This is a genomic window from Actinoplanes sp. G11-F43 (genome assembly GCF_050589265.1).
In the GTDB taxonomy this organism is placed as follows: domain Bacteria; phylum Actinomycetota; class Actinomycetes; order Mycobacteriales; family Micromonosporaceae; genus Actinoplanes.
On sequence record NZ_JBNZCE010000014.1, the window covers coordinates 124010 to 147413 of the forward strand.

24 protein-coding genes are annotated in these 23404 nt (G+C 71.4%); 11 read left to right on the top strand and 13 right to left on the bottom strand.

The features are described 5' to 3' along the window. Window positions 1–29 precede the first annotated feature (29 nt). The gene (locus ACQ0O7_RS15855; RefSeq protein ID WP_430782820.1) at window positions 30–1061 is read left to right on the top strand and encodes a hypothetical protein; all 1032 of its coding nucleotides are present in this window, start codon (window positions 30–32) and stop codon (window positions 1059–1061) included. Here the strand turns inward: ACQ0O7_RS15855 and ACQ0O7_RS15860 are convergent. Next, window positions 1044–2024, bottom strand: coding sequence for a helix-turn-helix transcriptional regulator (locus tag ACQ0O7_RS15860; RefSeq protein WP_430782821.1), 981 nt, complete (start codon window positions 2022–2024; stop codon window positions 1044–1046). The genes ACQ0O7_RS15855 and ACQ0O7_RS15860 overlap by 18 nt on opposite strands. A 67-nt stretch (window positions 2025–2091) precedes the next feature. On the opposite strand from ACQ0O7_RS15860, the gene ACQ0O7_RS15865 reads away from it, so the two are divergent. Next, the gene (locus ACQ0O7_RS15865; protein ID WP_430782822.1) at window positions 2092–2454 is read left to right on the top strand and encodes a VOC family protein; all 363 of its coding nucleotides are present in this window, start codon (window positions 2092–2094) and stop codon (window positions 2452–2454) included. Here the strand turns inward: ACQ0O7_RS15865 and ACQ0O7_RS15870 are convergent. The 5 genes from ACQ0O7_RS15870 to ACQ0O7_RS15890 all read right to left on the bottom strand — a co-directional run bounded on the left by ACQ0O7_RS15870 (window position 2451) and on the right by ACQ0O7_RS15890 (window position 4634). Further along, complete coding sequence (locus ACQ0O7_RS15870; protein ID WP_430782823.1) at window positions 2451–2636, bottom strand: hypothetical protein; 186 nt, start codon at window positions 2634–2636, stop codon at window positions 2451–2453. The genes ACQ0O7_RS15865 and ACQ0O7_RS15870 overlap by 4 nt on opposite strands. 62 nt (window positions 2637–2698) lie before the next feature. Beyond that, entirely contained in the window at window positions 2699–3424 is a 726-nt protein-coding gene (locus ACQ0O7_RS15875) for a dienelactone hydrolase family protein (RefSeq protein WP_430782824.1), read from the bottom strand. A 156-nt stretch (window positions 3425–3580) separates the two neighbouring features. Next, entirely contained in the window at window positions 3581–3853 is a 273-nt protein-coding gene (locus ACQ0O7_RS15880) for a sigma factor-like helix-turn-helix DNA-binding protein (RefSeq protein WP_430782825.1), read from the bottom strand. 63 nt (window positions 3854–3916) lie between these two features. Then, on the bottom strand, window positions 3917–4390 hold the full coding sequence (locus ACQ0O7_RS15885; protein WP_430782826.1) for a carboxymuconolactone decarboxylase family protein: 474 nt from the start codon (window positions 4388–4390) through the stop codon (window positions 3917–3919). A 79-nt stretch (window positions 4391–4469) separates the two neighbouring features. Further along, entirely contained in the window at window positions 4470–4634 is a 165-nt protein-coding gene (locus ACQ0O7_RS15890) for a hypothetical protein (protein WP_430782827.1), read from the bottom strand. A 291-nt stretch (window positions 4635–4925) separates the two neighbouring features. Here ACQ0O7_RS15890 and ACQ0O7_RS15895 point away from each other — a divergent pair, with 291 nt between their 5' ends. Continuing rightward, the gene (locus ACQ0O7_RS15895; RefSeq protein ID WP_430782828.1) at window positions 4926–5459 is read left to right on the top strand and encodes a DUF6817 domain-containing protein; all 534 of its coding nucleotides are present in this window, start codon (window positions 4926–4928) and stop codon (window positions 5457–5459) included. 208 nt (window positions 5460–5667) lie between these two features. Here the strand turns inward: ACQ0O7_RS15895 and ACQ0O7_RS15900 are convergent, their stop codons facing one another. Then, a complete protein-coding gene (locus tag ACQ0O7_RS15900; RefSeq protein ID WP_430782829.1) occupies window positions 5668–6012 on the bottom strand; it encodes a hypothetical protein in 345 nt (114 codons plus the stop codon). A gap of 48 nt (window positions 6013–6060) precedes the next feature. Between ACQ0O7_RS15900 and ACQ0O7_RS15905 the strand changes: the two genes are divergently transcribed. Continuing rightward, complete coding sequence (locus ACQ0O7_RS15905; RefSeq protein WP_430782830.1) at window positions 6061–6705, top strand: TetR/AcrR family transcriptional regulator; 645 nt, start codon at window positions 6061–6063, stop codon at window positions 6703–6705. Between the two features lie 449 nt (window positions 6706–7154). Here ACQ0O7_RS15905 and ACQ0O7_RS15910 read toward each other — a convergent pair whose 3' ends face one another. Both ACQ0O7_RS15910 and ACQ0O7_RS15915 read right to left on the bottom strand, forming a co-directional pair. Beyond that, window positions 7155–8759: a xylulokinase gene (locus tag ACQ0O7_RS15910; protein ID WP_430782831.1), complete on the bottom strand. Its 1605-nt coding sequence runs from the start codon at window positions 8757–8759 to the stop codon at window positions 7155–7157. Beyond that, on the bottom strand, window positions 8759–10981 hold the full coding sequence (locus tag ACQ0O7_RS15915; RefSeq protein WP_430782832.1) for an aminotransferase class III-fold pyridoxal phosphate-dependent enzyme: 2223 nt from the start codon (window positions 10979–10981) through the stop codon (window positions 8759–8761). Before ACQ0O7_RS15915 ends, ACQ0O7_RS15910 begins: the two co-directional genes overlap by 1 nt. Window positions 10982–11078: 97 nt before the next feature. Here ACQ0O7_RS15915 and ACQ0O7_RS15920 point away from each other — a divergent pair, with 97 nt between their 5' ends. Further along, on the top strand, window positions 11079–12236 hold the full coding sequence (locus ACQ0O7_RS15920; RefSeq protein ID WP_430782833.1) for a PucR family transcriptional regulator: 1158 nt from the start codon (window positions 11079–11081) through the stop codon (window positions 12234–12236). A gap of 103 nt (window positions 12237–12339) precedes the next feature. Then, window positions 12340–15834, top strand: coding sequence for a DEAD/DEAH box helicase (locus tag ACQ0O7_RS15925; RefSeq protein ID WP_430782834.1), 3495 nt, complete (start codon window positions 12340–12342; stop codon window positions 15832–15834). On the opposite strand, the gene ACQ0O7_RS15930 is transcribed toward ACQ0O7_RS15925, so the two are convergent. The 3 genes from ACQ0O7_RS15930 to ACQ0O7_RS15940 are packed head-to-tail and all read right to left on the bottom strand — an operon-like array spanning window position 15815 to window position 17116. Next, complete coding sequence (locus ACQ0O7_RS15930) at window positions 15815–16354, bottom strand: NIPSNAP family protein (RefSeq protein ID WP_430782835.1); 540 nt, start codon at window positions 16352–16354, stop codon at window positions 15815–15817. The two genes, ACQ0O7_RS15925 and ACQ0O7_RS15930, sit on opposite strands and share 20 nt — an antisense overlap. Next, window positions 16351–16776: an Rrf2 family transcriptional regulator gene (locus ACQ0O7_RS15935; RefSeq protein WP_430782836.1), complete on the bottom strand. Its 426-nt coding sequence runs from the start codon at window positions 16774–16776 to the stop codon at window positions 16351–16353. The genes ACQ0O7_RS15930 and ACQ0O7_RS15935 overlap by 4 nt, the downstream gene beginning before the upstream one ends. Before the next feature lie 43 nt (window positions 16777–16819). After that, complete coding sequence (locus ACQ0O7_RS15940; RefSeq protein ID WP_430782837.1) at window positions 16820–17116, bottom strand: hypothetical protein; 297 nt, start codon at window positions 17114–17116, stop codon at window positions 16820–16822. Between the two features lie 150 nt (window positions 17117–17266). Between ACQ0O7_RS15940 and ACQ0O7_RS15945 the strand changes: the two genes are divergently transcribed. From ACQ0O7_RS15945 to ACQ0O7_RS15960, 4 genes are all read left to right on the top strand, one after another. Continuing rightward, window positions 17267–17908, top strand: a complete 642-nt coding sequence (locus ACQ0O7_RS15945; protein ID WP_430782838.1) for a TetR/AcrR family transcriptional regulator — start codon at window positions 17267–17269, stop codon at window positions 17906–17908. Then, entirely contained in the window at window positions 17905–19326 is a 1422-nt protein-coding gene (locus ACQ0O7_RS15950) for a patatin-like phospholipase family protein (protein ID WP_430782839.1), read from the top strand. The genes ACQ0O7_RS15945 and ACQ0O7_RS15950 overlap by 4 nt, the downstream gene beginning before the upstream one ends. Continuing rightward, window positions 19323–20927, top strand: coding sequence for an acyl-CoA dehydrogenase family protein (locus ACQ0O7_RS15955; RefSeq protein WP_430782840.1), 1605 nt, complete (start codon window positions 19323–19325; stop codon window positions 20925–20927). The genes ACQ0O7_RS15950 and ACQ0O7_RS15955 overlap by 4 nt, the downstream gene beginning before the upstream one ends. A 92-nt stretch (window positions 20928–21019) precedes the next feature. Further along, window positions 21020–21349: a hydrogenase maturation nickel metallochaperone HypA gene (locus ACQ0O7_RS15960; RefSeq protein WP_430782841.1), complete on the top strand. Its 330-nt coding sequence runs from the start codon at window positions 21020–21022 to the stop codon at window positions 21347–21349. 764 nt (window positions 21350–22113) lie between these two features. On the opposite strand, the gene ACQ0O7_RS15965 is transcribed toward ACQ0O7_RS15960, so the two are convergent. Next, a complete protein-coding gene (locus ACQ0O7_RS15965) occupies window positions 22114–22686 on the bottom strand; it encodes a DUF4386 domain-containing protein (RefSeq protein ID WP_430782842.1) in 573 nt (190 codons plus the stop codon). Between the two features lie 45 nt (window positions 22687–22731). On the opposite strand from ACQ0O7_RS15965, the gene ACQ0O7_RS15970 reads away from it, so the two are divergent. Continuing rightward, window positions 22732–23346 (top strand): TetR/AcrR family transcriptional regulator C-terminal domain-containing protein, encoded by a 615-nt coding sequence (locus ACQ0O7_RS15970; RefSeq protein WP_430782843.1) that lies wholly within the window; start codon window positions 22732–22734, stop codon window positions 23344–23346. The last annotated feature ends 58 nt before the right edge of the window (window positions 23347–23404 follow it).

Below are 23404 nucleotides of genomic sequence, written 5' to 3' on the forward strand. Positions count from 1 at the left end.
GCCCGTCACGGTGACGAAGGAGTCGCCGCATGCGGCCGGGACCTGAGGCGCTGCTCGTCGCCACGGTCGAGGCTCCACTGCCGGGTGCGGAGGCACCCGTGATGACCTATGGATCGTTGATTCAACGTCGCGGGACCCGATTGGTGGTACGGGACCCGTCGGGTCGCCGCCCGGATCGTGAGTTCCCGGCACCGTGGCCCGCCGAGTTCGGCACGGTGACCGTGGCGCCCTCCGGTGACCTGGCGGTGTTCGCCGGTGTGCACGCGGCCGTGGCAGTGGACGGTGCCGGTGTGACGCGGTGGGAGCTGCGGCACGGCTGCTGGTCCGAGACCGTGTGCGAGGTGGGGCACGAGTCGTTCACGGAGTACGCCGGTGACCGTCACCATCAGCACGCCGACCGGGGATCGGCCGCGTTCTCCCCGGACGGCCGCCTGCTCCGGCTGCACGTCCGGGCCGGTGACGAGGAGGAGTGGCTGGTCGTCGACCCGGCGGACGGTGCGGTGCTGGGCCGGGCCCCGACCGGGACCGTCGGCTCGGCCTCCTGCCACTGCCCGCATCCCGACCCGTCCCGGATGGCCCTGACCGTCGCCGAGGGGGAGGAGGGCTCGCCCGTCCTGTGGGGTCACTGGGACGGTGAGGCCCTGACGGTGCGCCGGCATCCGGAGGAGATCCTGCTGGGTGTGAGCCCGGACGGCGAGTCCTACCTGACCACCGACCTCGGTCAGGGGACGCTCTACCTGAACCGTACGTCCGACGGCGCGACACTGCGTGAACTCGACAGCGTGGACGGGTCGCCCTGGGACTTCGAGGGCGCCGTCCCCGAGAACGGGTTCGCCGTCGTCGGGACGGAGGACGGCTCCCGGCACTGGCTGATCGACCTGACCACGATGACCGCGAGCGGACCGATCACCTATCCGTTTCCGGTCACCGGCACGGCCCGGACCGCGTCACCGGGACTCTGGTACACCGTCGATCGAGGCTGGACGGCCGTACACCTGTGGAAGCCGGTTCGGCATGGTCGTGTGGAGCGGACTGCGAGGCGGTCAGCCGTACATCGATGACATTGATCGTGCGGTGGACCGCATCGAGTCGCGTAGCTCGGCGGGGGCGAGGACCTCGATGTCCGCGCCGAGGCGCAGGAACTCGGCGTGGGCGTGTCCGACCGACTCGATCGGTAGCGTGACCGTCGTCCAGCCGTCGGGGCCGGGCGGGCCGATCGCGTCGTCGACGTTGCGGGCCATCGCTCGGGTCATCAGGTAGGGGATGCGGGTGAGGGCGGCCGGTGACAGGCGCACGGTGGCCTCGGCGCGGTGCAGGCGCCGCTCGAAGTCGACCGCCCAGCGCGCCCACGTGCCGGCCAGATCAAAGTCCTCCGGCCGGTCGAACGTCTCGTCGAGAACGGTCAAATCCAGGATCGTCGCCACCCGGTAGGTGCGGATCTCCGGCGTGCCCGGCCCGGCGAGAGCCAGGAAATACCAGACGCCCGCCTTGAGGACGATGCCGAGCGGTGCGATGTCCCGGTCCACTTCGCGGGGCTCCCGCCAGCGGCGATAACGCATCAGCACGCGGCGGCGGTTCCACACCGCGCCGGCCAGCGCGGCCAGGTGGGGATGGGATTCGGTCTCCCGGAACCAGCCGGCCGGGTCCAGGTGGAATCGGTCACGGATCTCGTCGACGTGCCGGTTCAGCCGGGCCGGCAGGGACGCCCGCAGTTTCAGCTCGGCGGTGGTCAGGACGGCGCCCAGCCCGAGTTCGGCGGCCGCCGACGGCACCCCGGCCAGGAAGATCGACGCGGCCTCCTGCGGGGTGAGCCCGGTGAGCCGGGTCCGGTAGCCGTCGACCAGCTGATATCCGCCGTTGGCACCCATCTCGGCATACACCGGGACCCCGGCCGCGCCGAGGGCCTCGATGTCGCGGTAGACGGTCCGCACCGACACCCCCAGCTCCGCGGCGATCTGGTGGGCGGAGAGCCTCCCGCGATCCTGCAACAGGAGGACTACTGACATCAGCCGGCTGGCGCGCATTCTCAGAAGACTGCCACAGGATGTCAGTCATGACTGACAGGGTGGGTGGCGACGAAAGGACACGATCATGGCAATCGCCACCTACAGCGGCTTCTCCCTGGACTGCGACGATCCGGTCGCGCTCGCCGGCTTCTACGTCGCGGCGCTCGGCCTGGAGACCACCTTCACCAGCGACGAGTTCGTCTTCCTCGGTGCGCCCGGCACCGGCCTCGGGCTCGCCAAGGTGGACGAGTACGTGCCGCCGACCTGGCCCGGTCAGGAGGTGCCGAAGCAGGCGCACCTGGAACTGGCGGTGCCGGACCTGGAGGCCGGCGAGGCGGCGCTGATCGAGATCGGCGCCACCAAGCCGGACTTCCAGCCGCAGCCGGATCGCTGGCGGGTCCTGCTGGACCCGGCCGGTCACCCGTTCTGCATCTCCGTGATGAGCTAGTGCCGGTAGACCTCCAGCTCGGACAGTGACAGCCCGTACCGGGTGGCCCGGGTCACGCTGGTCACCCGGACACGGCGTGCGGTGCTCGGGGTGAGTGCCACGTCGTCCGCGCCGCCGTCGCCCCCGGTGACGGCGGCGACCGTGGTCTCCATCGTGTACGCCGACTCCCTGGACAACCGCACCCGGGGTACGCCGGGAGACGCAGACTCTTCCCGGGATGTTCAGACATCGAAGCCTGTGAAAGCTAGGTCTCCCGGAAGAAGGCCACCGCCCCGGCCAGCGCCCGGTCGGTCAGTGCCGGGTCGTGCCGCGGGCCGACGTCACGCATGAACGCGTGCTCGCCACCCGTGTGGACGTGCAGTTCGAGGTCGGTCAACCCGTCCGCGTACAGGCGTCGCATGATGTCCAGTCTCGCGTCCGCCGGCACATGCGGATCCTGACTGCCGAACACGATCGACAGCCGGCCCTGGATCTCCCCGGCCCGCGGCAGCGTCCCCGCGTCGGCGTCCTTCCCCAGCGCCCCGTTGTGCAGGCCGGTCGGATAGAAGCAGACGGTGGCCTCCACCCGGGAGTCGAACGCCGCCCGGAACGCCAGGTGCCCGCCGATGCAGAACCCGGTCACGAACAGCCGGTCCACATCGTCGCGGTCGGACAGATGATCGAGCAGGGCCAGCCGGTCCGCGTCGAACTCGGCGGTCGAGGTGGCCGCCGCCCCGGCCAGCCCCCGCTGTTTCCCGGCGTCGTCGAACTCCAGGGCGACCCCGGCCAGCGGCCCGCGCGGATAGATCTCCGGCACCGCCACCAGGAAACCCTCGCTCGCCAGCCGTCGCGCGGTCCGCAGCGTCGACTCGGTGAGCTGGAAGATGTCGGTGTAGAGCAGCACTCCCGGCCAGGTCCCGCCGTCCCGGGCCGGCCGGATCACCACGGTCCGGATGTCGCCGACACGAACCTCGTCCTCACGCAACTTCATGATCCACATGCTAGCCGTGGGTTTGCGGCAAATCACCACATAGGGTGCCACCCGGGTGCGGCCGGACGGCGGGGCCGCCAGCACCCTGGCCTCGCCACCCCCCCGTCAGCCACGATCAGCACCTCCGGGGCCGGCAACGCCATCAATGACTCGATGTCACCGCCGGCGGCGGCCTCGACGAAGCGCCCGGCCAACTCGGCGGCCTCCGACTGACGGGCCGGTGAATGATCCGAACCGGGACTCCGAGGCCGTCATCCTCTGCCGGGCGCGGGACCGGATCCGCCGGCGGTTCGCCTCCGGCCGGCCGACGAACGCGGCCACCTCGGGGTAGCCGTACCCGAAGACCTCCCGCAGCATGAACACCGCCCGCTCCACCGGCGACAACGTCTCCAACAGCACCAGGAACGCCATCGACAGCGAGCCGGTCATCCCGTACGCGATGGAGAACAGCGGCGGCCGGTAACCGGCCGCCGCCGTTCTCCTCGGGCGTCGTCACAGCTGCCGGCCCACCTGGTACGACCCGGCGGGCTGCCGCACGATCACGTTGAACCGGTTGAACGCGTTGATCACCGCGATCGTCGCGACCAGCGCGGTCAACTGGTCCTCGTCGTAGTGCTTCGCGGCGTTCGCCCACACCTGGTCCGGCACACCCCCGGCCGCGTCGGCGATCCGGGTGCCCCGCTCGGTCAGTTCCAGTGCCGCACGCTCGGCGTCGGTGAAGACCGTCGCCTCCCGCCAGACCGCCACCAGATGCAACCGCTGGCCGGTCTCACCGGCGTGGGCGGCCTCCTTGGTGTGCATGTCGACGCAGAACGCGCATCCGTTGATCTGACTGGCCCGCAACAGCACCAGCTCCCTCGTGGCCGCCGGCAGCCCGGAGCCCGTCAGCGCGGCGCCGGCCGCGGCGAAGTGCTTCAGGATCTCACCGGCGACCGGGTTGCGGAAAAGGTCGAGACGAGCCTGCATGGCTTGCTCCTTCTCGGTAGTACGTCCGATGCCCTCTCAGACAGGACGGCCTACCGCGATGTGACAGATGCGGCGCGCGTCACACGTCGTGCTCCTCCCGGAGACTCAGCGCCCTGCTCGGGACATCGGCGGCGACGGCCGTCTCCACCGGTGGCCGGATGATGCGGCTCGGCCTCGGAGTGGTCCGGACGATCGGCTCCAGGGGGCCGGCCGGGGGAAAGCTGGCGTGTACGAATCCAGGCATGACCGTCCACGTCGGCACCGGGAGCGAGTTCTCCAGGGTTCCGCTCCGAAGATCGTCCGGACGGCCGAGGTTATCCGCCTATCCTCCTAGGATGCTGTAGGGGTCGTGCCCTCCCCTCGTGTGCCGCGTTGCGGCTCGCATCGAGCGGAAGGTGACGGTCTCGCCGGCGGCGACCCGATCGGCGACGGTATCGAGCAAGCCCGTTGCCCCGAGCCTGTCATCAGCCGGAATGCACAGCAGGCGAATAACGTCAAGCTGTACTGAGGCCGGGCGAACCCCTACTTTTGGATCATGGACGTGGATCCGAAGGTCCGTGAGTGGCTGCGTGAACGCGGCACCGAAAGTGTCACGCATCCAGGCGGGACGCTCTACGCGCACCTGTGCCGGGTCGAGGAGCGGCTGGCCAGAATCGGTCACGACCCGGTGGTGCAGGCGGCGGGGCTGACGCATGCCGCGTACGGGACGGACGGTTTTGATCTGGCCCTGGTCTTCTGGCAGGACCGGATCACGCTGATCGAGCTGATCGGCCCGGACGCGGAAGAACTCGTCTATCTGTACGGTGCCTGCGATCGCGACGAGAGCTGGCCGGAACTGGCGGCCACACATCGGGTGACCGACCGGTTCACCGGGTCGGTGACGCGGCTTGCGGACTGGCAGGTGACGCCGTTCGTGGACCTGTCGGTGGTCAACGAGCTGGATGTGCTGGAGCATGACCCGGCGCTGCTGGCCGAGCACCGGGACCACTTCACCGGGCTGTTCGCCGCGTGGGAGCCGGTGATGTCCCCGGCGGTGGCGACCGAGGCCCGCCGCCTGTTCACACCCTGACCGGCTCGCCGTCACGCCTTTCACGCGGCGACCGGCTCGCCGTTGCGCCTTTTCATGCGGTGACCGGCTCGCCGCTTCGTCTTTTATGCGGTGACCGGCTCGCCGCTTCGTCTTTCATGCGGTGACCGGCTCGCCGCTTCGTCTTTCGTGCGGTGACCGGCCGCGGCGCTCGTTCTCCGGCGCCGCGGCGTTCCGGATCGTGGGCCGGTCAGCCGGCCAGCGTGACGGTCACCTCTACCCGGCCCTTGGCGGTGCGCTGTGCGACGGCATGACCGGAAACGATCGTGCCATCGAGTCGGAGCGACAGGGGCCCGCCCGCGCCGGTGAAGTTGCGCCACCAGCTCTTGGCATCCGGCATCATCACGTCGATCCGGACGCCGCCCGGCTGCCGGAAGTAGGCGACCGGAATGCTGAACTCCCGGCCCGACCGGCGTCCGGAGTAGGTGACCACGGTCATCCGCCGGCCCACCAGCCGGCCCACCCGCGGCGAGTCCTGCAGCGCCACGGCGCATCGGTTGAACCGGTCGACGAACGGCTTCACTGAGCTGTGCATGCCGGGACGGTACCGGTGGTTTCGGACGCCCGGCCTAAAGTGACAAGAATGGGTGCCCCGGCGTCTCCACTTCCGTCCCTGCGTTCCGACGCCCGGCGCAACCGGGACCGTATCGTCGAGGTGGCCCGGGAGCTGTTCGCCCAGCGGGGCCTGGCGGTGCCGATGGCGTCGATCGCCCGCCGCGCCGGGATCGGGACGGCCACGCTGTACCGCCGGTTCCCTACCAAGGACGAGCTGGTCACCGCGGTATTCGCCGAACAGTTCGCGACGTGTGTGGCGGCAGTTGAAGACGCGCTGTCCGATCCTGATCCGTGGCGTGGTTTCCGGATGATGATCGCCGACGTGTGCGTGCTGCAGGCTCGGGAGCGGGGTTTCGGCGCGGCGTTCCTGGCTTCGTTCCCTGACGCGGGCACCATCGGTGAGGACCGTGCCCGGGCGGTACGCGGCTACACCGAACTGGTCGCCCGTGCCCAGGCGGCCGGCCGGTTGCGCCCGGACTTCGTACCGTCGGACATGTCCCTGATCGTCGCCTCGGTCGCCGGCCTGGTCGAGCTGTACCCGCGCACCGCCGAAGCCAACGCCCGCCGCCTGGTCGGCTACTTCCTGGCCGCGTTCGCCGCCGACCACGACGGCCCACCGTTATCCCCGTCCCCGCTGACCCTCCCCGAGGTCTTCGAAACCACCTGCACCTGACCACCCGGGATCACCCATCCGCAGCACCCCCATCCCCAAGGCCACCCCACGGCCCGGAACGGCACGGCGTGTGCCGACTTACGGCGCGTTCCGGCCCGCAAGTCACCACGCGACCGGGGGCGGGGTGGGGTGTGCCGACTTACGGCGCGTTCCGGCCCGCAAGTCACCACGCGACCGGGGGCGGGGCGGCGTGTGCCGACTTACGGCGCGTTCCGGGCCGCAAGTCACCACAGGGCCGGGGCGGGGCGGGTGTGCCGAGTTGTGGTTGGCTCCGGGCCGGAAGTCACCATGATTGCGGAGGGGGGTGTCGACGTGCCGCATACCGGTTTGTTCCGCGCCGCAAGTTGGCACGCGATTTGGGGTGGTGTGGTGAGCCGGGATGGGTGGGCTCGGGGCCGGGGCGTGTCTGGGGGGCCGCCGGCTGTGCGGGGGCTGTTCGCCGGCTGGGACTACGGGGTGGGGGTGGGTGGTGGGCTGTTCAGGCGGCGGTAGACGGGGGCCAGGCGTTTGTGGAGGTCCTGGTAGATGTCGTAGATCTCCAGGTAGCGGTGGTGGTCGGGGCCCGGTGTGAAGACGTGGTCGTTGCGGGTCAGGGCTGGGATGTCGCTGAAAGTGATCAGGCCGGCGCCGACCGCGCCGATCCAGCCGGCTCCTCGGGCGTTCACGGTGACCGGGTTGGCGTCGCGGCGGATTTCGGTGCCGAGGACGTCGGCGAAGATCTGGCACCAGGAGTCGGAGCGGGCGGCGCCGCCGGTGATCACCATGGAGGTGACGGGGGTGCCGAGGAATTTGTCGACGGCTTTGGCCAGCCAGCGGGTGTTCAGGGCGACGCCTTCGAAGACGGCGCGCAGCAGGTCGGAGCGGGTGGTGTCGAGGGAGATGTTGAGGAAGGCGGCCCGCAGGTGGGGGTCGTCGACGGGGGCGCGTTCGCCGTACAGCCAGGGGGTGTAGAGGACGCCGTTGGCGCCGGCCGGGACCATCGGGATGATCTTGTCGAAGGCGTCGAAGATGGTGCCTTCGTCGCGGCTGACGTGGCCGGCGCTGACGATCGGGTCGTCGTATTCGACGATCTTGTCGCGGAGCCAGGTGAGGTTGGCGCCGGCGGTGGCCTGGAGGGCGGTCATCAGGTAGCGGTCGGGGATGGCGCACGGGATGGAGGCGATGCCGGTGGTGATGTCGGTCTTCTTGCGGGGCACGTGTGCGGCGATCCAGGACGAGGTGCCCAGGTAGAGGTGGGTTTCGTTGTCGTCGATGGTGCCGGCGCCGATGGCGGCCGCGGTGTTGTCGATGGCGCCGGCGACGACCTGGATGTCGCGGGGGAGACCGAGGTGATCGGCCGCGCTGGGGGACAGCGTGCCGATCACCTCGGTGCAGGCCACGATCGGTGGGAACTTGCCGGCGTCGATCCCGCTGGCGGCGACCAGGGTGGGGGAGTACCGGATGTGGGGGGCCTTCCGGTTGTCCGTCACCCATGAGGTCAGGATCGAGTCGACGGTGGCCACCGTGCGGCCGGTCAGTTTCAGATTGATCCAGTCGAGGACGTTGAGGAAGGTTTTGGTCTTTTCGTAAACGTCGGGCATCTCGTCACGCACGAGCAGCATGTGCGCGGCGGGGTCTTTTCCGGTCACCGAGGGCATGCCGCCGGTGAGGCGCAGCCATTGGACGATGCGGCGGACGGCGAGCCCGTCGTAGGAGGGGAAGCCGCCGAACTGGCGGCGCAGGTGGTCGGCGCCGCGCATGTCGAGCCAGCTGATGCAGCGGGTGAGCGGGTTGCCGTCGGCGTCGACGGCGATGGTGCCCTCGCCCTGGGTGGAGGAGCAGATGGTGGTGATCGCGCGCAGGTGGTCGGGGAACGCCCGGCCGAGGTCGGCGACGACGTCGGCGAGGGCGTCCCACCAGGCGACCGGGTCCTGTTCGGCGCCGCCGCCGGGGAGCACGACCAGGGGGACGGGCCGTTCGGCCCAGCCGGTGACGGTGCCGTCGGCGGCGACGAGGGCGGCTTTCATGCCGGATGTCCCGAGGTCGACGGCCAGGACCTGCGGCGCGATGACCATCAGACTCCTTCGACCTGGGCGAAGACCTGGTCGAAGCGGGAGAGGGCGTCGTCGATGACGTCGTCGGTGTCGGCCATCGACGTGTACATCCGGGATCCGGCGAGGGTGATGATGCCGTGGGCGGCGTAGGCGGCGCCCATCTGTTCCATCAGCTTCTTGCGGCCCTTGTTCTCCTTGAGCAGTTTGATCGGGTTGCGCATGTCGAGCAGCATGACGCCGCTGCATTCCAGGTGCACGATGGAGCCCTGGTTGTAGGCGACGTAGGGCAGCCCGTATTTGTCGATCAGCTGTTGCAGGCCGCGGGTGAGCCGGTCGCCGGCTTTCCCGGCGATGACGGGGGCGTTGGCGCGGGCCATCTCCTGGATGGCGAAGTAGCCGGCGGCGCAGGACAGCGGGTTGGCCGAGAGGGTGCCGCCGACCTGGATGTGGGCGCCGCTCTTGCCGTCGAGGCCGGAGCCGAACACCGACATCACGGCGGCTTTGCCGCCGACGCCGCCGGCCATCGGGTAGCCACCGGAGACGGCTTTGCCGAAGACGGTGAGGTCGGGGGTGACGCCGAAGTAGCCGGCCGCGCCGCCGAGGCCGGTGCGGAAGCCGGTGACCACCTCGTCGAAGATCAGCAGGGTGCCGAACTCGTCGCAGAGTTTGCGCACCTGCGCGTTGAAGTCCTTCGGCACCGGGCGGGTGCCGGATTCGGGGCCGAGAGGTTCGACGATGACGGCGGCGGTGCCGCCGCGGGCCCGGTTCTCGATGAGTTTGCGTTTGAGGGCGCCGAGGTCGTGCGGGAAGGCCTCGCGGGTGCGGCCGGTGGCGCCGAACGGGATGCCTTTGGCGTTCATCCGGAAGCTGCCGGGCACGCGCAGGCCGTAGACGACGGTGTCGGACCAGCCGTGGTAGGCGCCGCCGACCTTGATGACCATCTTCTTGCCGGTGTGGGCGCGGGCGGCGCGGACGGCGGCCATCACGGCCTCGGTGCCGGAGCCGAGTGACCGGTACATCTCGATGTGCGGCATGTACTTGTTGATGATCTCGGCGAGTTTGAGTTCGTACTCGTGGAACAGGCCGGTGACCGGCCCGGACTCTTTGATCACCTCGGCGACGCGCTCGTTGACCGGGGCGTAGTTGCTGCCCAGGATGGTGGGGCCGCCGGCCTGGAGGAAGTCGATGTAGACGTTGCCGTCACGGTCGGTGAGGTAGGCGCCTTCGGCCTTGTCGACGGCGAGCGGGAACGGGTAGTTGAAGGCCAGGTTGTGCTGGACGCCGCCGGGGATGAACTTCTTGGCCCGTTCGGTGATCTCCTTGGAGGCGGTGCACTTGGTCTCGAAGTAGTTCAGCGTGTCGAGCAGGGCGTCGTGGCGCAGCCCGCGCAGCGGCTGGGCGACCAGGGCCTTGAGGCGGCGCATGGTGTCGTCGACGTCGAGGTATTCGGTGATGGAGTAGCCGAGGTCGGCGCTGGAGGCGGACTCCGCCGGGGTGTCGACCACGGTGCTGGTCGGCAGTTCTTCCTCGTCGGGCACCCGGATCGGTTCGACGGCCTCGGTGATCTGCGCGGCGATGCGTTTCTCGTCCTTGCGCAGTTTGCCGAAGGCGATCTCGCGGATGGTGTCCGGGATGGTGTAGACCTTGCCGGCTTCGCTGGTCAGCGCCATCAGGTAGGCGATCGACACCTTCTCCAGCAGGGCCATGTTGAACACGGCGCGGTCGGGGTCGGTGCCGAGGGCGACGACGCCGTGGTTGGCGATGATGAACGCGTTGTCGCCGCTGGCGACCTTCTTCTGCACGTTCTTGGCGAGGAAGCCGGTGCCGGAGGGGGCGTAGTCGATGATGGCGACCTGTTTGCCGAGGAAGCGGACCTGCTCGTCGGTCAGGGCCGGGATCGGTTTGCGCAGGAAGGCCAGGGCTGACGCATACGGCTGGTGGGTGTGCACGATGGCGTTGACGTCGGGGCGCTCGCGGTAGACGTTGGCGTGCATGCCGCACTCGATGGACGGGACGAGGCCGCCGGCGCCGTCGGGGTCGGGCACGTGTCTGCCGTCGAAGTCGACGATGCAGATGTCCTCGACGCGCATCTTGTCGTAGTCGTAGTTGCTGGGGGTGACCGCGTAGAGCTGGTGGCCGGGGATCCGGACCGAGACGTTGCCCTCGGTCGCCTTCAGGTAGCCGCGTTCGAGCATCGTCGCGCACATGTCGACGACGTGCTGGCGGGAGAGGCGGTATTTCATCAGGCGGGTCCGTCCGTGAGCGTGGCGTCTTACCGTTCACCATCGTCGTCCGGGCGCCCGGGCGAAGCATCGTCCGGCAATCAGCAAGAATTGCCCGGTGACTTATCACCACGTGATAAAGCGGCCGTGGTTCCACGTGCCGAGGGATCTGGCCGACGCGATGCGCCCCCGGCTGCCCGACGCGGTACGTGACATCGCCACCGTGGTCAGCGCGGTCAACACCGGTGGGGCGGGGGACAAGTTCGAGCGGGACGTGCGTACCGCCGTACAGGTGGCGCTCGATCGTTTCCTGGATCTGCCCGGCACCGACGAGCCGGCCCTGCCCCCGCGCATCCGGGAGGTCTTCGTGGCCCTGGGCGCCGGTGAGGCGCGGGAGAACCGCGGCCCGGAGACCCTGCTGGCGTCGCTGCGTATCGCCGGCCGGCTGCTGTTGCGGACCGCGACGGGGGCGCTGGACGAGCAGCGGGCGGTCAGTGTGGCCGAGGTGGTGGAGTTGTCGGACGCCACCAACGCGTTCATCGACGAGCTGGCCGCGGCGTGCACCGACGGGCTGGCCCAGCAGTTGCGCGAGCAGGCCGGGGAGGGTGACCGGCGCCGTCGTCAGGTGGCCGACCTGCTGCTCAGCGGGGGTAGTTCGCCGGAGGTGGTGCGGGAGGCGGCGGCCGGGATCGGCTGGAGCGCGGTGGAGGGCATCGTGCCGGTGCTGCTGCCGGCCGATCAGGCGCGCGATGCCCGGTTCCGGTTCGGTGCGGACGGGGTGGTGGCCGAGCGGGGCCGGGATTCGGTGCTGCTGTTGCGGGCCGGGGCGCGCACCGACCGGCCGGTGCTGGCCGAGGCGCTGCACGACCGGGGCGCGGTGGTCGGGCCGGAGCTGAACTGGACCGAGGTGCCGCAGGCGGTGCGGTTCGCCGAACGTACCGCCGAATTGATCGGCACCGGTCCGGCCCCGGTGTTCGTCGACGATCACTTCGCCACGCTGGCGTTACGGGGCGAGCCGGGGGCGCTGGCGGTGCTGACCGCCCGGCGGCTGGCGCCGCTGGCCGGGCTGCGCGCCGGTCAGCGGGCTGCCCTTCTGGTCACTCTTTCCAGCTGGTTGCGGCATTGGGGGTCCCGTACGGCGGTCGCCGGTGAGCTGTTCGTCCATCCGCAGACGGTGAGTTACCGACTGAACCGTCTCCGGGAGTTGCTGGGTGCCGATCTGGATGACCCCCGGACTCGATTCGAGTTACAGTTGGTTCTCGCCTATCGGGCCTGACCTGTTCGTCCGTACGTCCTGGAGATCGTCCCTACGTTCTGGAGATCAACCGGGAGGCGGAGTCGCGCTACTGAACGTAGCCCTTACGTTCGAGTGGATCGCCATGAACGCTGACCCCCCACCCCACTCCCCGCCGCAGGCCTCGGTGCGCCGTTGGCGCGACCGCCTGATCGATTCCGCCGGACCCGACGGTGACGTCCAGACAGCTCTGGCCGCCGGTGAGGTCCGGATCGCCGCGCATCCGGTGATCCGCGCCCTGACCGCCGGGGTGCCTGATTTCCGGTTCGACGACGCGGTGCTGCCCGCGGATGTGCCGCTGGTGCTGGACGCCGACGCCGAGCAGCGGGCCGTGGTGGCCGCCGCGCTGGCCGGCCGGTCGTTCGCGGTGGACGGGCCGCCGGGTACCGGCAAGTCGCAGACCGTGGTGAACCTGGCCGGGGCGCTGCTGCACGCCGGGAAACGGGTGCTGGTGGTGTCCGGCACGCCCGCCGCCCTGGCGACGGCCCGGCACCGCCTCGACGCGGTGGGGCTGGGCCCGTACCTGCTGGATCTGGACGCCGGGGATCGGGTGGCCGCCGCCCTCGCCGAGGCCCTGGACAAGGTGCCCGGCCAGGCCGGCGGCGACGACGACACGCCGCGCCCGCCGCTGGGCCTGTCGGTGCGCACCGTCCGGCACATGATCACCGACCGGTCCGACGTGCCCGCCGCCCCGGCCGCCGGGTTCGACGCGTCCGGCCTGACCACGGCGGGACTGGCCGCCGTCCGGGACGCGGCGGCGGCGCTGGCGCGGGCGTGGCGCCCGGCCGCCGAGGGCCGCGACTTCATCTGGCGCGGGGTGCAGCACCAGGGATCGCTGGACGGCCGGCTGTACGCGGCGGCGGCCGCCCTGGACGCGCTGTCCGGTGTCGCCATCCCGCACACCCGGCTGACCGAGGCGTTCGACGTCGGCCGGCTGCGGCAGGTGCCCGACCTGGCCCGGCTGCTCGACCACGCCGCCGAACGCCCGGAGAACGTGCCCGACCACTGGCTGACCACCGAGGCGGCCGTCCTGGACGAGGTGGCCGCCGCCGTCGACCGGCTCGCCGCCGACCTGCGGGATCTGAGCGGCACCCAGCAGGAGGCCGGGCGGGCCGCGTCCGCGCCGTGGGCCGGGCTGCCCGGCACCGACCTGGTGCCGGCGCTGGACACCTCGGCCCTGCACGGGCTGCCGGTCGCCCCGGTCCGGATCGAGGCGCTCACCTCCCAGCAGGCCGCCTCGCTGGCCGTGGTGTTCGAGCAGGACGCCGAGATGCTGGAGGCGGCCATCCGGTCGCTGAACGGGCTGGCGGTGATGATGGGGCTGCCGCCGGTGGTGTCGTTCGCCGACGCCGACTCCACCCTGACCGTCATCGATCTGGCGCACGCCCCGGAACGGCCCGAGCGGGCCTGGCTGTCGATCGACGGGCACACCGCCGCCGGCCGGGCCGCGCAAACCCTCTACCAGGCGATCGTCAACCTGGGTGAGGCCGAGGCGGCGGCTGCGCCGTACTTCACCGACGCTCTGCTCGGCGCCGACGTGGAGGGGCTGGCCGACCGGCTGGCCGCGGAGAACCGGGGGCTGAGGAAACTCACCCCCGCCTACCGGGCCGACCGGCGGGCGCTGGCCGACATCACCCGCGACGGTGTGGACGCGGAGACCGCCCGGGAGAACCTGCCCCTGGCCCTGCTGTGGAGCCGGGCGGCGCTCGGGCTGGCGTCGGCGGAGGGCCGGCTCGCGCCGCTGCTGGGCGTCTACTACCAGGGCCGTGGCACCGACTTCGACCGGATCAACCGGGCCCTGGCGGTGGCCGCGACCGCCATCCACCGGGCCCGCACCCACGACCTGGGGACCCTGGCCAACCATCTGGCCCGCGACGCCTCCCCGGACGACGTGGCCCTGGCGGTGGCCGCCCGCACCCGGCACCGGCTGCGGGACTGGCGGTCCCGGCTGGCCCCGGAACCGCACCCGGCCGCCCCGCCCGACCTGGTCCGGCATCCGGTGCTGTCGGCGGCCGGCTGGCTGCGCGCGCATCTGGCGCCGCTGCGGGCCGCCGCCACCGCGGCCGTCGCCGCCAGCGAGGCCACCAACCGGGACCTGACCGTCGCCGAGGCCTACCAGCTGGCCGGGGCGCGGGCCACCGTCGACGCCGCGTACGCCGGCCTGCACTCGCGCGCCGACGGGTACGCCGCGATCCTCGGGCCGCTGTACCGGGGCGAACACACCGTGATCACCGCTGTGCGGACCGCGCTGAGCTGGGCGTTGCGGATGCGCTCAGGTGTCAGCGGTTTCGATGAGCCGCTCACCGAGGCGCAGGCCGACGCGCTGGGCCGGGTGGTGCCGACACCGCAGTTCGCGCGGCTGGCCCGCGGCTGGGACGACGCCCGCATCGAGCTGCTGGCCGCGTTCGATCCGGGCCGGCAGGCCGACATGCGCGCCGAACTCGACGACTATCACGGTGCCGGTGACCTGATCGACGGGCTGCGCAAGGACACCACCGGGCAGCAGGAGTGGCTCGCGTACCGGGCCGCCCGCACCACCCTGGCCGACCTGGGCCTGGACGCCGCCGCCGACTTCTGCGTCACCGAACGGGTGCCGCCCGCGCAGCTGCCGCGCATCCTGGAACGTGCCGTTCTGCAGGCCTGGGTAGACGCGCGGACCGGCGACCAGGGGCATCCCGGCGCGGCCGCGGCGGCCCGGATCATCGCCGCCTGCAACGAGCTGCGGCCCCGCGACAATCTGATCGAGGCCGCGGTGATCCGCCGCGAGGCGGCCAAGACCCGGGACCGTCTGCCGGTACGGGTCCTGCTCGACCAGGCCCGCAGCAACGTGCAGGGGCTGAAGCCGCTGTTTCTGGCCACGCCCGCGGCCGTCGCCCGGCACCTGCCGCCGGAACTACGGTTCGACGTGGTGGTGTTCGACGAGTCCAGCCGGATCAGCCCGGCCGAGGCGGCGGTGGCCGTCGGGCACGGCAACGCGGTGATCGTCTTCGGGGACCGGGAGCAGCTGCCACCGGTGCACGACAGCGTGTCGATCCTGGACCTGATGGCCGACTCGCCGGCGGTGCGGATGCTCGGCCTGCACCGGCACTACCGGTCCCGGCACGAGGATCTGATCGACTTCGCCAACGGTTCGTTCTACGAGGGCCGGCTGGCACCGCAGCGGACCGTGCCGGGAACCGGGGTGGAGGTGTTCGCCGCCGGCACCGCCACCGCCGCCGACCGGGTGATCCACCACTTCGCCACCCGGCCGGAACTGTCGCTGGGTGTGGTGGTGTTCTCGGCCGGGCAGGCGGACGCGGTGCGCGAGGCGGTGGCCGCCGCCCGGCCCGGCCCGCACGTCACCGGCGACCCGCTGGACGGCTTCTTCGTCAAGGTCGTCGACGACGTGCAGGGCGACGAACGCGACGTGATCATCGTTGACGTGTCCGGGCCGCCGGAACGCGCCGCCGACCGGCACCGGCTCAACGTGGCCATCACCCGGGCCCGGCAGCGCACCGAGATCGTCGGGGCGATGCCGGCCGCCGACATCGGCAACGGGGCCCGCCACCTGCGGCGGTTCCTCAGCAGCCGGCCAGCCTGAGCCGTTCGGCGCGCACCCCGGGCGGGACCGGCCGGTCGACGGCTGTGCGATCGAGGCGGACCAGGGCGTGGACTCCCTCGCGTACCGGCAGTCTGGGAAAATCATTGATGTCGTACGCGGTGACGAACGCGGCCGTCTCGTCGCCCGGCGGCACCGGCTCGAAGGGCCGGTCCTGATACCAGATTGTGGCGAACACCTCGCCGTCCAGCCGGTCCGGGACCGGGCTTGTGGGGCGCAGCAGCAGGACGTCGTCGGAGTCCAGCATGGTGGCGTTGGCGGCCGGACCGTGCTCGCGCCACACCGGGCCACCATAGAAGGCCTCCAGACCCGTGCGGCGTACGGCCATGTCAGCGAACCCGCGCAGCCACACGAAACCGTCGTCGCGGTCGAGGTCCCGGAACCAGCCCAGCACCCGCATCCCCAGCTGTTCCTGAGGGGCGATGAACTCCCGCCCGAACAGCTCGATCAGCTCGTCGCGGCGGCCGGCACGCAGCGTGTAGCGCCGCAGTTCCACGATCATGACAGAATCTCCTCCAATACGCCGGCGACCGTGCGCCCGGCCAGCACGGCCCGGAACGCGGCCGTGGCCTCGTCATAGACGCCGGTGAGCACGGGCCGGATCCCGGCGCCGACCGGGCACCGCTGGTCGGGTTCGGCGGCGTGCAGCCCGAGCAGCGGTTCGGCCTCGACGGCGTCGAACACGTCCAGCAGGGTGATCGCCTCGGCCGGCCGGGCCAGCGCGAACCCGGCCCCGGTGCCGCGGCGCGCCACCACCAGCCCGGCCCGCCGCAGATCCCCCAGACTGCGCCGCACGATCACCGGATGCGTCCCGACGCTGGCCGCCACCTCGCCGGAGGTGAGCGTCGGACGGCCCCGCCGCCGGGCCAGCTCCAGCCACGCCAGCGCGTGCGCCGCGATCGTCACCCTGCTGTTGGCCGCCATCGTAACCATTTCTATTACAACGGCCGCCGTCGGTAAAGGCCGATCAGTGCGAACGCACGTCCGGATTCGCCGAGAGCGGGAAGGCCGGGCCGCGCGACTCCGGGCGCCAGCCCGCCGCGCGGGCCTCGCGGATCAGGGCCGCCACCAGGGCCGGCAGCGGGGTGCCGGGGGAGTCGGTCAGGCGGGCCGGGGTGGTGGCCAGCAGGACCGTGCCGGGGCGGTCGGCGCGTTCGACGGCGAAGGCCAGCGGGCCCGCCATCGCCGGGCGGCGGCGGATGCGCCAGCGGTAGACGACGCCGTCGACGGTGAGCAGCCGGGGGCGCTTTCGGGGCTGGGTCATGACGTCTGTCCATGCCCGCCGGGGGAGTGCCGCAATCAAGGCGCGGGTGATCCGGGACTCAGGCCGCCCGGGTGGTTGTGGCGCGGAAATGAACCGTGATTCACTTCTCGTCTTCGAATGAATCCGGATTCAGAGTTTCGGAGGCGCCGGATGCCCTATCGGCCCACCGCGTTGACCAGGAAGAACGCGGAAGACAAGCGGGACCGGTTCCTGCGCGCGGCCCGGCACCTGGTGGCCGACGACGGGTTCAAGGCCGCCACCGTCGCCGCCATCGCCCAGCGCTGCCAGGCCAGCGTCGGATCCGTCTACTCGTACTTCGACAGCCGCGACCGGCTGCTCGCCGAGGTGTTCCGCAGCGCCGCCGGCCACGAGGTGGACCTGGTGCGCACCGCCGTCCAGGACGCCGGCCAGCACGCCGCACAACGCCTCGGCGAACTCATCCGGATCTTCAGCGGGCGGGCGCTGCACGGCCGGCGGATGGCCTGGGCGCTGCTGTTCGAGCCGGTCAGCCCAGTCGTCGAGGCCGAGCGCCTGCTGTACAGGCGCTGCTACACCGACCTCGGCGAACAGATCATCCGCGACGGGCTGGCCGACCGGGTCTTCGTCACCCCGGACGCCCGCCTGGCCTCCAGCGCGGTCATGGGCGCGGTCTCCGAGGCCCTGGTCGGCTGGATCCGCCCGGACAGCCCACCACCCACCGAGCGGGAACAGCAACGCGTGATCGACGGGATTCGCGGCTTCTGCTTCCGGGCGCTCGGCAGCCCGTACCCCGTAGACGGAGGACAACCGTGACCCTGACGCCCACCCTGGCCACCGCACAGCGGGCCCTGGCCGGACAGCCGCTCGGCGCCCGCCTGATCTCCTTCGGCCAGGACGGTGACCAGCACAGCGCCGTCGTGGAACTCGACATCCGCCCGGAGATCACCGACCGGCGCGGGGCGGTGCAGGGCGGGATCATCGCGTACGCCGCGGACACCGCGCTGCTGTTCGCCGGCGGCGCCGCCCTCGGCCCGGACGTGATCACCTCCGGCCTCACCGTCGACCACCTGGCCCCCGCCACCGGTGCCACACTGCGCGCGCACGGCACCGTGGTCAGCGTCGCCGGCGACCGCGCGTCCTGCCGCTGCGAGCTGCACGCGGTCGCCGCCGACGGCACGCCGACCCTGGTAGCGGTCGCGCAAGGCAGCATCCTGGTGCGGCCGGCCGAGAAAGCCGCACCGGAGGCCGACGTTCCGCCCGCCCAGCGCGACAAGGAACGGACAGCGACACGAGCCGCCGCCGTACGCCTGGGCCGGATCGGCACCCCCACCATCCAGCAGATCCTCACCGACCGCCGCCGCACCGGTGACAACCAGGACGGCGCCACCGTCGCCCTGGTCATCGAGGGCGGCGGCATGCGCGGCATCATCTCCGCCTCGATGGCCGCGGTGATCGAACGCGAGGGCATCCTCGACACCGTCGACATGATCGTCGGCACGTCGGCCGGCGCGGTCAACGCCGCCGCCCTGGCCGTCGGCTCGGCCGGGCTGATGGCCGAGTCGTACGCCGACGTGTTCGCCTCCCCGGAGTTCATCGACATGCGCCGGATCGCCCGCGGCCGCCCGGTGATCGACGGCTCCCGCATCGTGGAGCACGTCGACCACCTGCTGAACATCGGTTCCGCCGCGGGCACCGACTGGGCCGGCCGGCTGTCCATGGTGGCCACCGACGTGCAGACCGGCCGGGCCGAGGCACTGACCGACTTCGCCGACCGCGACGACCTGATCAGCTGCCTGCACGCCTCCGGGCTGCTGCCGCTGCTGGCCGGTGACCCGGTGCGCTGGCGGGGCCGCCGCTGGCTGGACGGCGGCATCGTGGAGGCGGTGCCGGTGGTGACCGCGGCCGCCCGCGGCGCCACCCACGCCATCGTGCTGGCCACCCGGCCGCCCGGCACCCAGCCCGCCTACGGCGCCGCCGACGTGGTGGTGGAACGCTACCTGCGCCGGCTCAACCCGGAACTGGCCGCCGCGTACCGGGGCCGCCCGCACCGCTACCGGGAGACGTTGCAGCAGGTCCGCGACGGCTGGTCCAACGGGATGAGCACCCTCGCGCTGACCCCGCGGCTCAGCGACCCGCTGCCCGGCCGCCTCGACCGCGACCAGGTGTCACTGCGAGCCGCCCGCGAGGGCGCCGAAGCGTCCGCCCGGGAAAGCCTCGGGTTCCTGCTGTGACCACCCACGAGGTGATCAACCAGGCGCCGCCCCGGGAAGGGCTCAACGAGTTCCTGATCAACCCGGCGCTGGCCGAGGCGGTGAAACGCTACGACGCCCAGTGGGCTCTCCCCGACCTGACCGCGATCGGTCAGCTGGTCGGGCGGGCCGACTTCCAGCGCGACGCCGAACTGGCCAACACCCATCCGCCGGTCCTCGCCGGCCACGACCGGTGGGGCAACCGGGTCGACGCCGTCGACTTCCACCCCGGCTACCACCGGGTGATCGGCGCCGCCGTCGCACACGGCGCGCACACCTCCTGCTGGTCGGCGCCCGGCCCCGGCGCGCACGTCGCCCGGGCCGCCACGTTCATGCTGTTCGCGCAGATCGAAGCCGGGCACGCCTGCCCGGTCAGCATGACCCACGCGGTGGTGCCGTCCCTGCGGTTCAGCCCCGAACTGGCCGGACAGTGGCTGCCCCGGGTCTACTCGCGCGACTACGACCCGCAACTGCGCGACGGCAAGACGTCGGCGATCTTCGGCATGGCGATGACCGAGAAACAGGGCGGATCCGACGTACGGGCCAACACCACCCGGGCCGTCGACGCCGGCGACGGCACATGGCGGCTGACCGGGCACAAATGGTTCTGCTCGGCGCCACAGTCGGACGCCTTCCTGGTGCTCGCGCAGGCCCCCGCCGGGCTGACCTGCTTCCTGGTGCCGCGGATCCTGCCCGGCGGTGGGCGCAACGTCTTCCGGATCCAGCGGCTCAAGGACAAACTCGGCAACCGGTCCAACGCCTCCTCCGAGATCGAACTCGACGGCACCGTCGGCTGGCTGCTCGGCGAACCCGGCCGCGGCGTGCGCACGATCATTGAGATGGTGGCGCAGACCAGGCTGGACTGTGTGCTCGGCAGCGCGGCCGGGATGCGGCAGTCGGTGGCCGAGGCGGCCTGGCACGTACGCCATCGCAAAGCCTTCGGCACTGTCCTCGCCGACCAGCCGGCCATGACCGCGGTCCTCGCCGACCTGCAGCTGGAAGCCGAAGCGGCCACCTGGACGGCGATGCGCCTGGCCGCCGCCCACGACAGCGAGGACCGGCAGCCGGTGGCGTTCCGGCGGCTGGCCACCGCGGTCGGCAAGTACTGGGTGTGCAAACGCGGGCCCCACCACGCGTACGAAGCCCTGGAATGTCTCGGCGGCAACGGCTACACCGAGAGCTTCCCGCTCGCCCGCCGCTACCGCGAACAACCGGTGATGGCGGTGTGGGAAGGCTCCGGCAACGTGATCGCCCTGGACGTGCTGCGCGCCATGACCCGCGAACCCGACTCGGTGGAGGCGGTCGACGCCGAACTGGAGTCGGCACTCGGCGTGCACCGCGACTACGACAGACATGTGGCCGCCACCCGCGCGCTGATCACCCGATCCGGCACTGATCCGGCATCGGCCCGCCGGGTGGTGGAAGCCCTCGCCCTGGCGTTGCAGGGCGCGGTACTGATCCGGGAAGCGCCCGCCCCCGTCGCCGACGCGTTCGTGGCCGCCCGGCTCGGCGCCGGCCGCAGCCTCGAATACGGGGCCCTGGAACCGTCCCTCGCGCTGGCCCCGATCGTGGCACGTGCCTAAATGGTCCCGATGGTGTGACGGGCGTGACCAGGGATCTCACGCCCGTGTGAGACTGGTTCGCGCCCTGTCACCGATGCCGGGAGTCTGCACCCATGCACGAACTGGCGATAGCGGAGAACATCGTCGGAACGGCCTGCTCACAAGCCGCCGGCCGGCCGGTCCGCCGGGTCACCGTCCGGATCGGCGCCCTGACCGCCGTCGTACCCGACGACATGCGGTTCTGCTTCGACGTGGCCGCGATGGGCACCGCGGCCCACGGCGCCGCCCTCGACCTGGACCTGCTCCCGGCGATGGTCTTCTGCCGCGCCTGCCAGGCCGACCAGCGCCTGCCCGACCGCATCCCGCTGTGCCCGTGCGGCAGCGCCGACGTGACCGTGACGATGGGCCGTGAGCTGCACGTGGTGTCGGTCGAGACCGCCTGACCAGCCCTCGCCCGTCCGCCGGCCCGGCAAGCCGTAGTCCGTATGTCGCCGCCGGTCAGTCGGCTACCTGCAGTCCGTATGTCGCTGCCCGTCAGTCGGCTAGCCGTAGTCCGTATGTCGTCGCCGGTCAGTCGGCTACCTGCAGTCCGCACGTCGCCGCCCGTCAGTCGGCTAGCCGTACCTCAGGTGTCTTATCAGGGCCGCATTACCTGTCTGAGGTACAGCCGGGCGACCTCGGCTGTACCTCAGACAGGTAATGGAGGACGCATTCCATCGCTGAGCGACGGCTAGCCGCCTGCGGGGTTTGCGGGGCTGTGGGCTGTTTGTCGGCTCTACTGTGGATTTGCCTGCTGAGGCGGGTGGGCCTTGCAATGAAAGGTGTCGATGCCAACGGCGGCAGCATGGTGGTGATCATGAGTGGGGTGCCCGCTGGGGGAGGTGTCGGCGCGGCGGGTGCATCACGCCTCTGCCGGCCGGTGCCCCACGAATCAGGTTGGTGAGTGAACGCCGGGCCGCCCCGCCCGCCGAGGCCGCACGCCTGCCGGATCGTGAGCGTCCGGCGGGCCGAGAGCACCGCCGGGAGCACTCGATCCGGCATGCGTGTGCGCGGGCAGGGGTTGGCGCCCCGCCGGTCGGCGTGCTCGCAGCGGGTTCGGTCCTGAATGAGGATCCGCAGCCGGACGCGGGCCTGACGTGACGCCCGCCGCGGGGCGCCCGCCGCGGGGTGGACGGCGCGGGGTGGACGGCGCGGGGTGGACGGCTGGTCAGGGGCAGGCCGGGTGGGCGGGCAGGGGCGGGGCGGAGGCGGGCCCGATGGTGGACGGGGTACGGCGGACGCCGAAGAGCAGCAGGTAGCCGATGGTCCAGAACTCGCCGATCGAGGCCGCGACGGTGAGGGCGTCCAGAGGCAGGAAGGCGTTGAGGATGTAGCCGATGCCGCCGGCGATCAGGACCCAGCCCAGGGGTCGGGGCATCAGGCCGGTGCGCAGTACGGCGGTGCCCATCGGGATCAGCCACAGGCCGAAGAAGACCGCGCTGACCGCCCACACCGCGTCGCTCATGGGCAGTGAGCCGGCTTTCAGCATCGCCGCGCTGACCAGGATCAGCACCGAGTTGACCAGTCCGAACGCGCCGATGCCGAGGGCGCTGAGCGGGTCGGTGCGGTGGTAGAGCAGGTAGAAGCCGGCGGCGGTCAGGGCCTGGGTGAGCACGATCAGCAGTTCGAAGGTGAGCAGGGTGCCGGACAGGCCCCGCGGGCGGTTGATCAGGAAGCCGAGTGCGCCGGAGACGGCGAGGCCGAGGTAGAGCAGGCCGGTGATGCGGGCGGTGCGGACCATGGGTTCCTCCTGGAAAGGACTGCCTTACGTTGTAAGGTAGGCGGCGTGCGCAAGCCGTTGACGAGAGAGCGGGTGTTCGCCGCGGCCATGGCGATCGCCGACGCCGAGGGGGTCGGGGCGCTGACCATGCGCCGGCTCGGGACCGAGCTGGGGGTGGAGGCGATGTCGCTCTACCACCATGTGCGCAACAAGGAGGCGCTGCTCGACGGGGTGGTGGAGACGCTGATCGGGGAGATCCTGGCGGCGGTGCGCGACACCGGTGAGGGGGAGTGGCGGGCCTGTCTGCGCGGCTGGTTCCTGGCCGCGCGGTCGGTGATGCTGCGCCACCGGTGGGGGCCGGGGCTGCTGAACGCGCGGGAGGCGGTGCCGTTCGGGGTGTTCGAGTACTACGACGCGATTCTGCGGGTGATGGTGCGGGCCGGGTTCTCCTACCGGATCGCGCACCGGGCGCTGCACGCGTTCGGCAGCCTGCCGCTGGGGTTCAGCCAGGAGACGTTCACCGGTGGGGATCCGGGGCCCCGGGTGATGGAGCTGCCGCATCTGATGGCCATGGTGGCCAGTGAGTCGCACGGGGCCGAGCTGGGCTGGTGTGACAGCCGGGTGGAGTTCGAGTTCACCGTGGACCTGATGCTGGACGGGCTCAACCGGACGTACTTGTAACAAAGTTTATCGACTGCGTTGACACTCTTAAATATGGGACCGATGCTGTGAGAGCGCT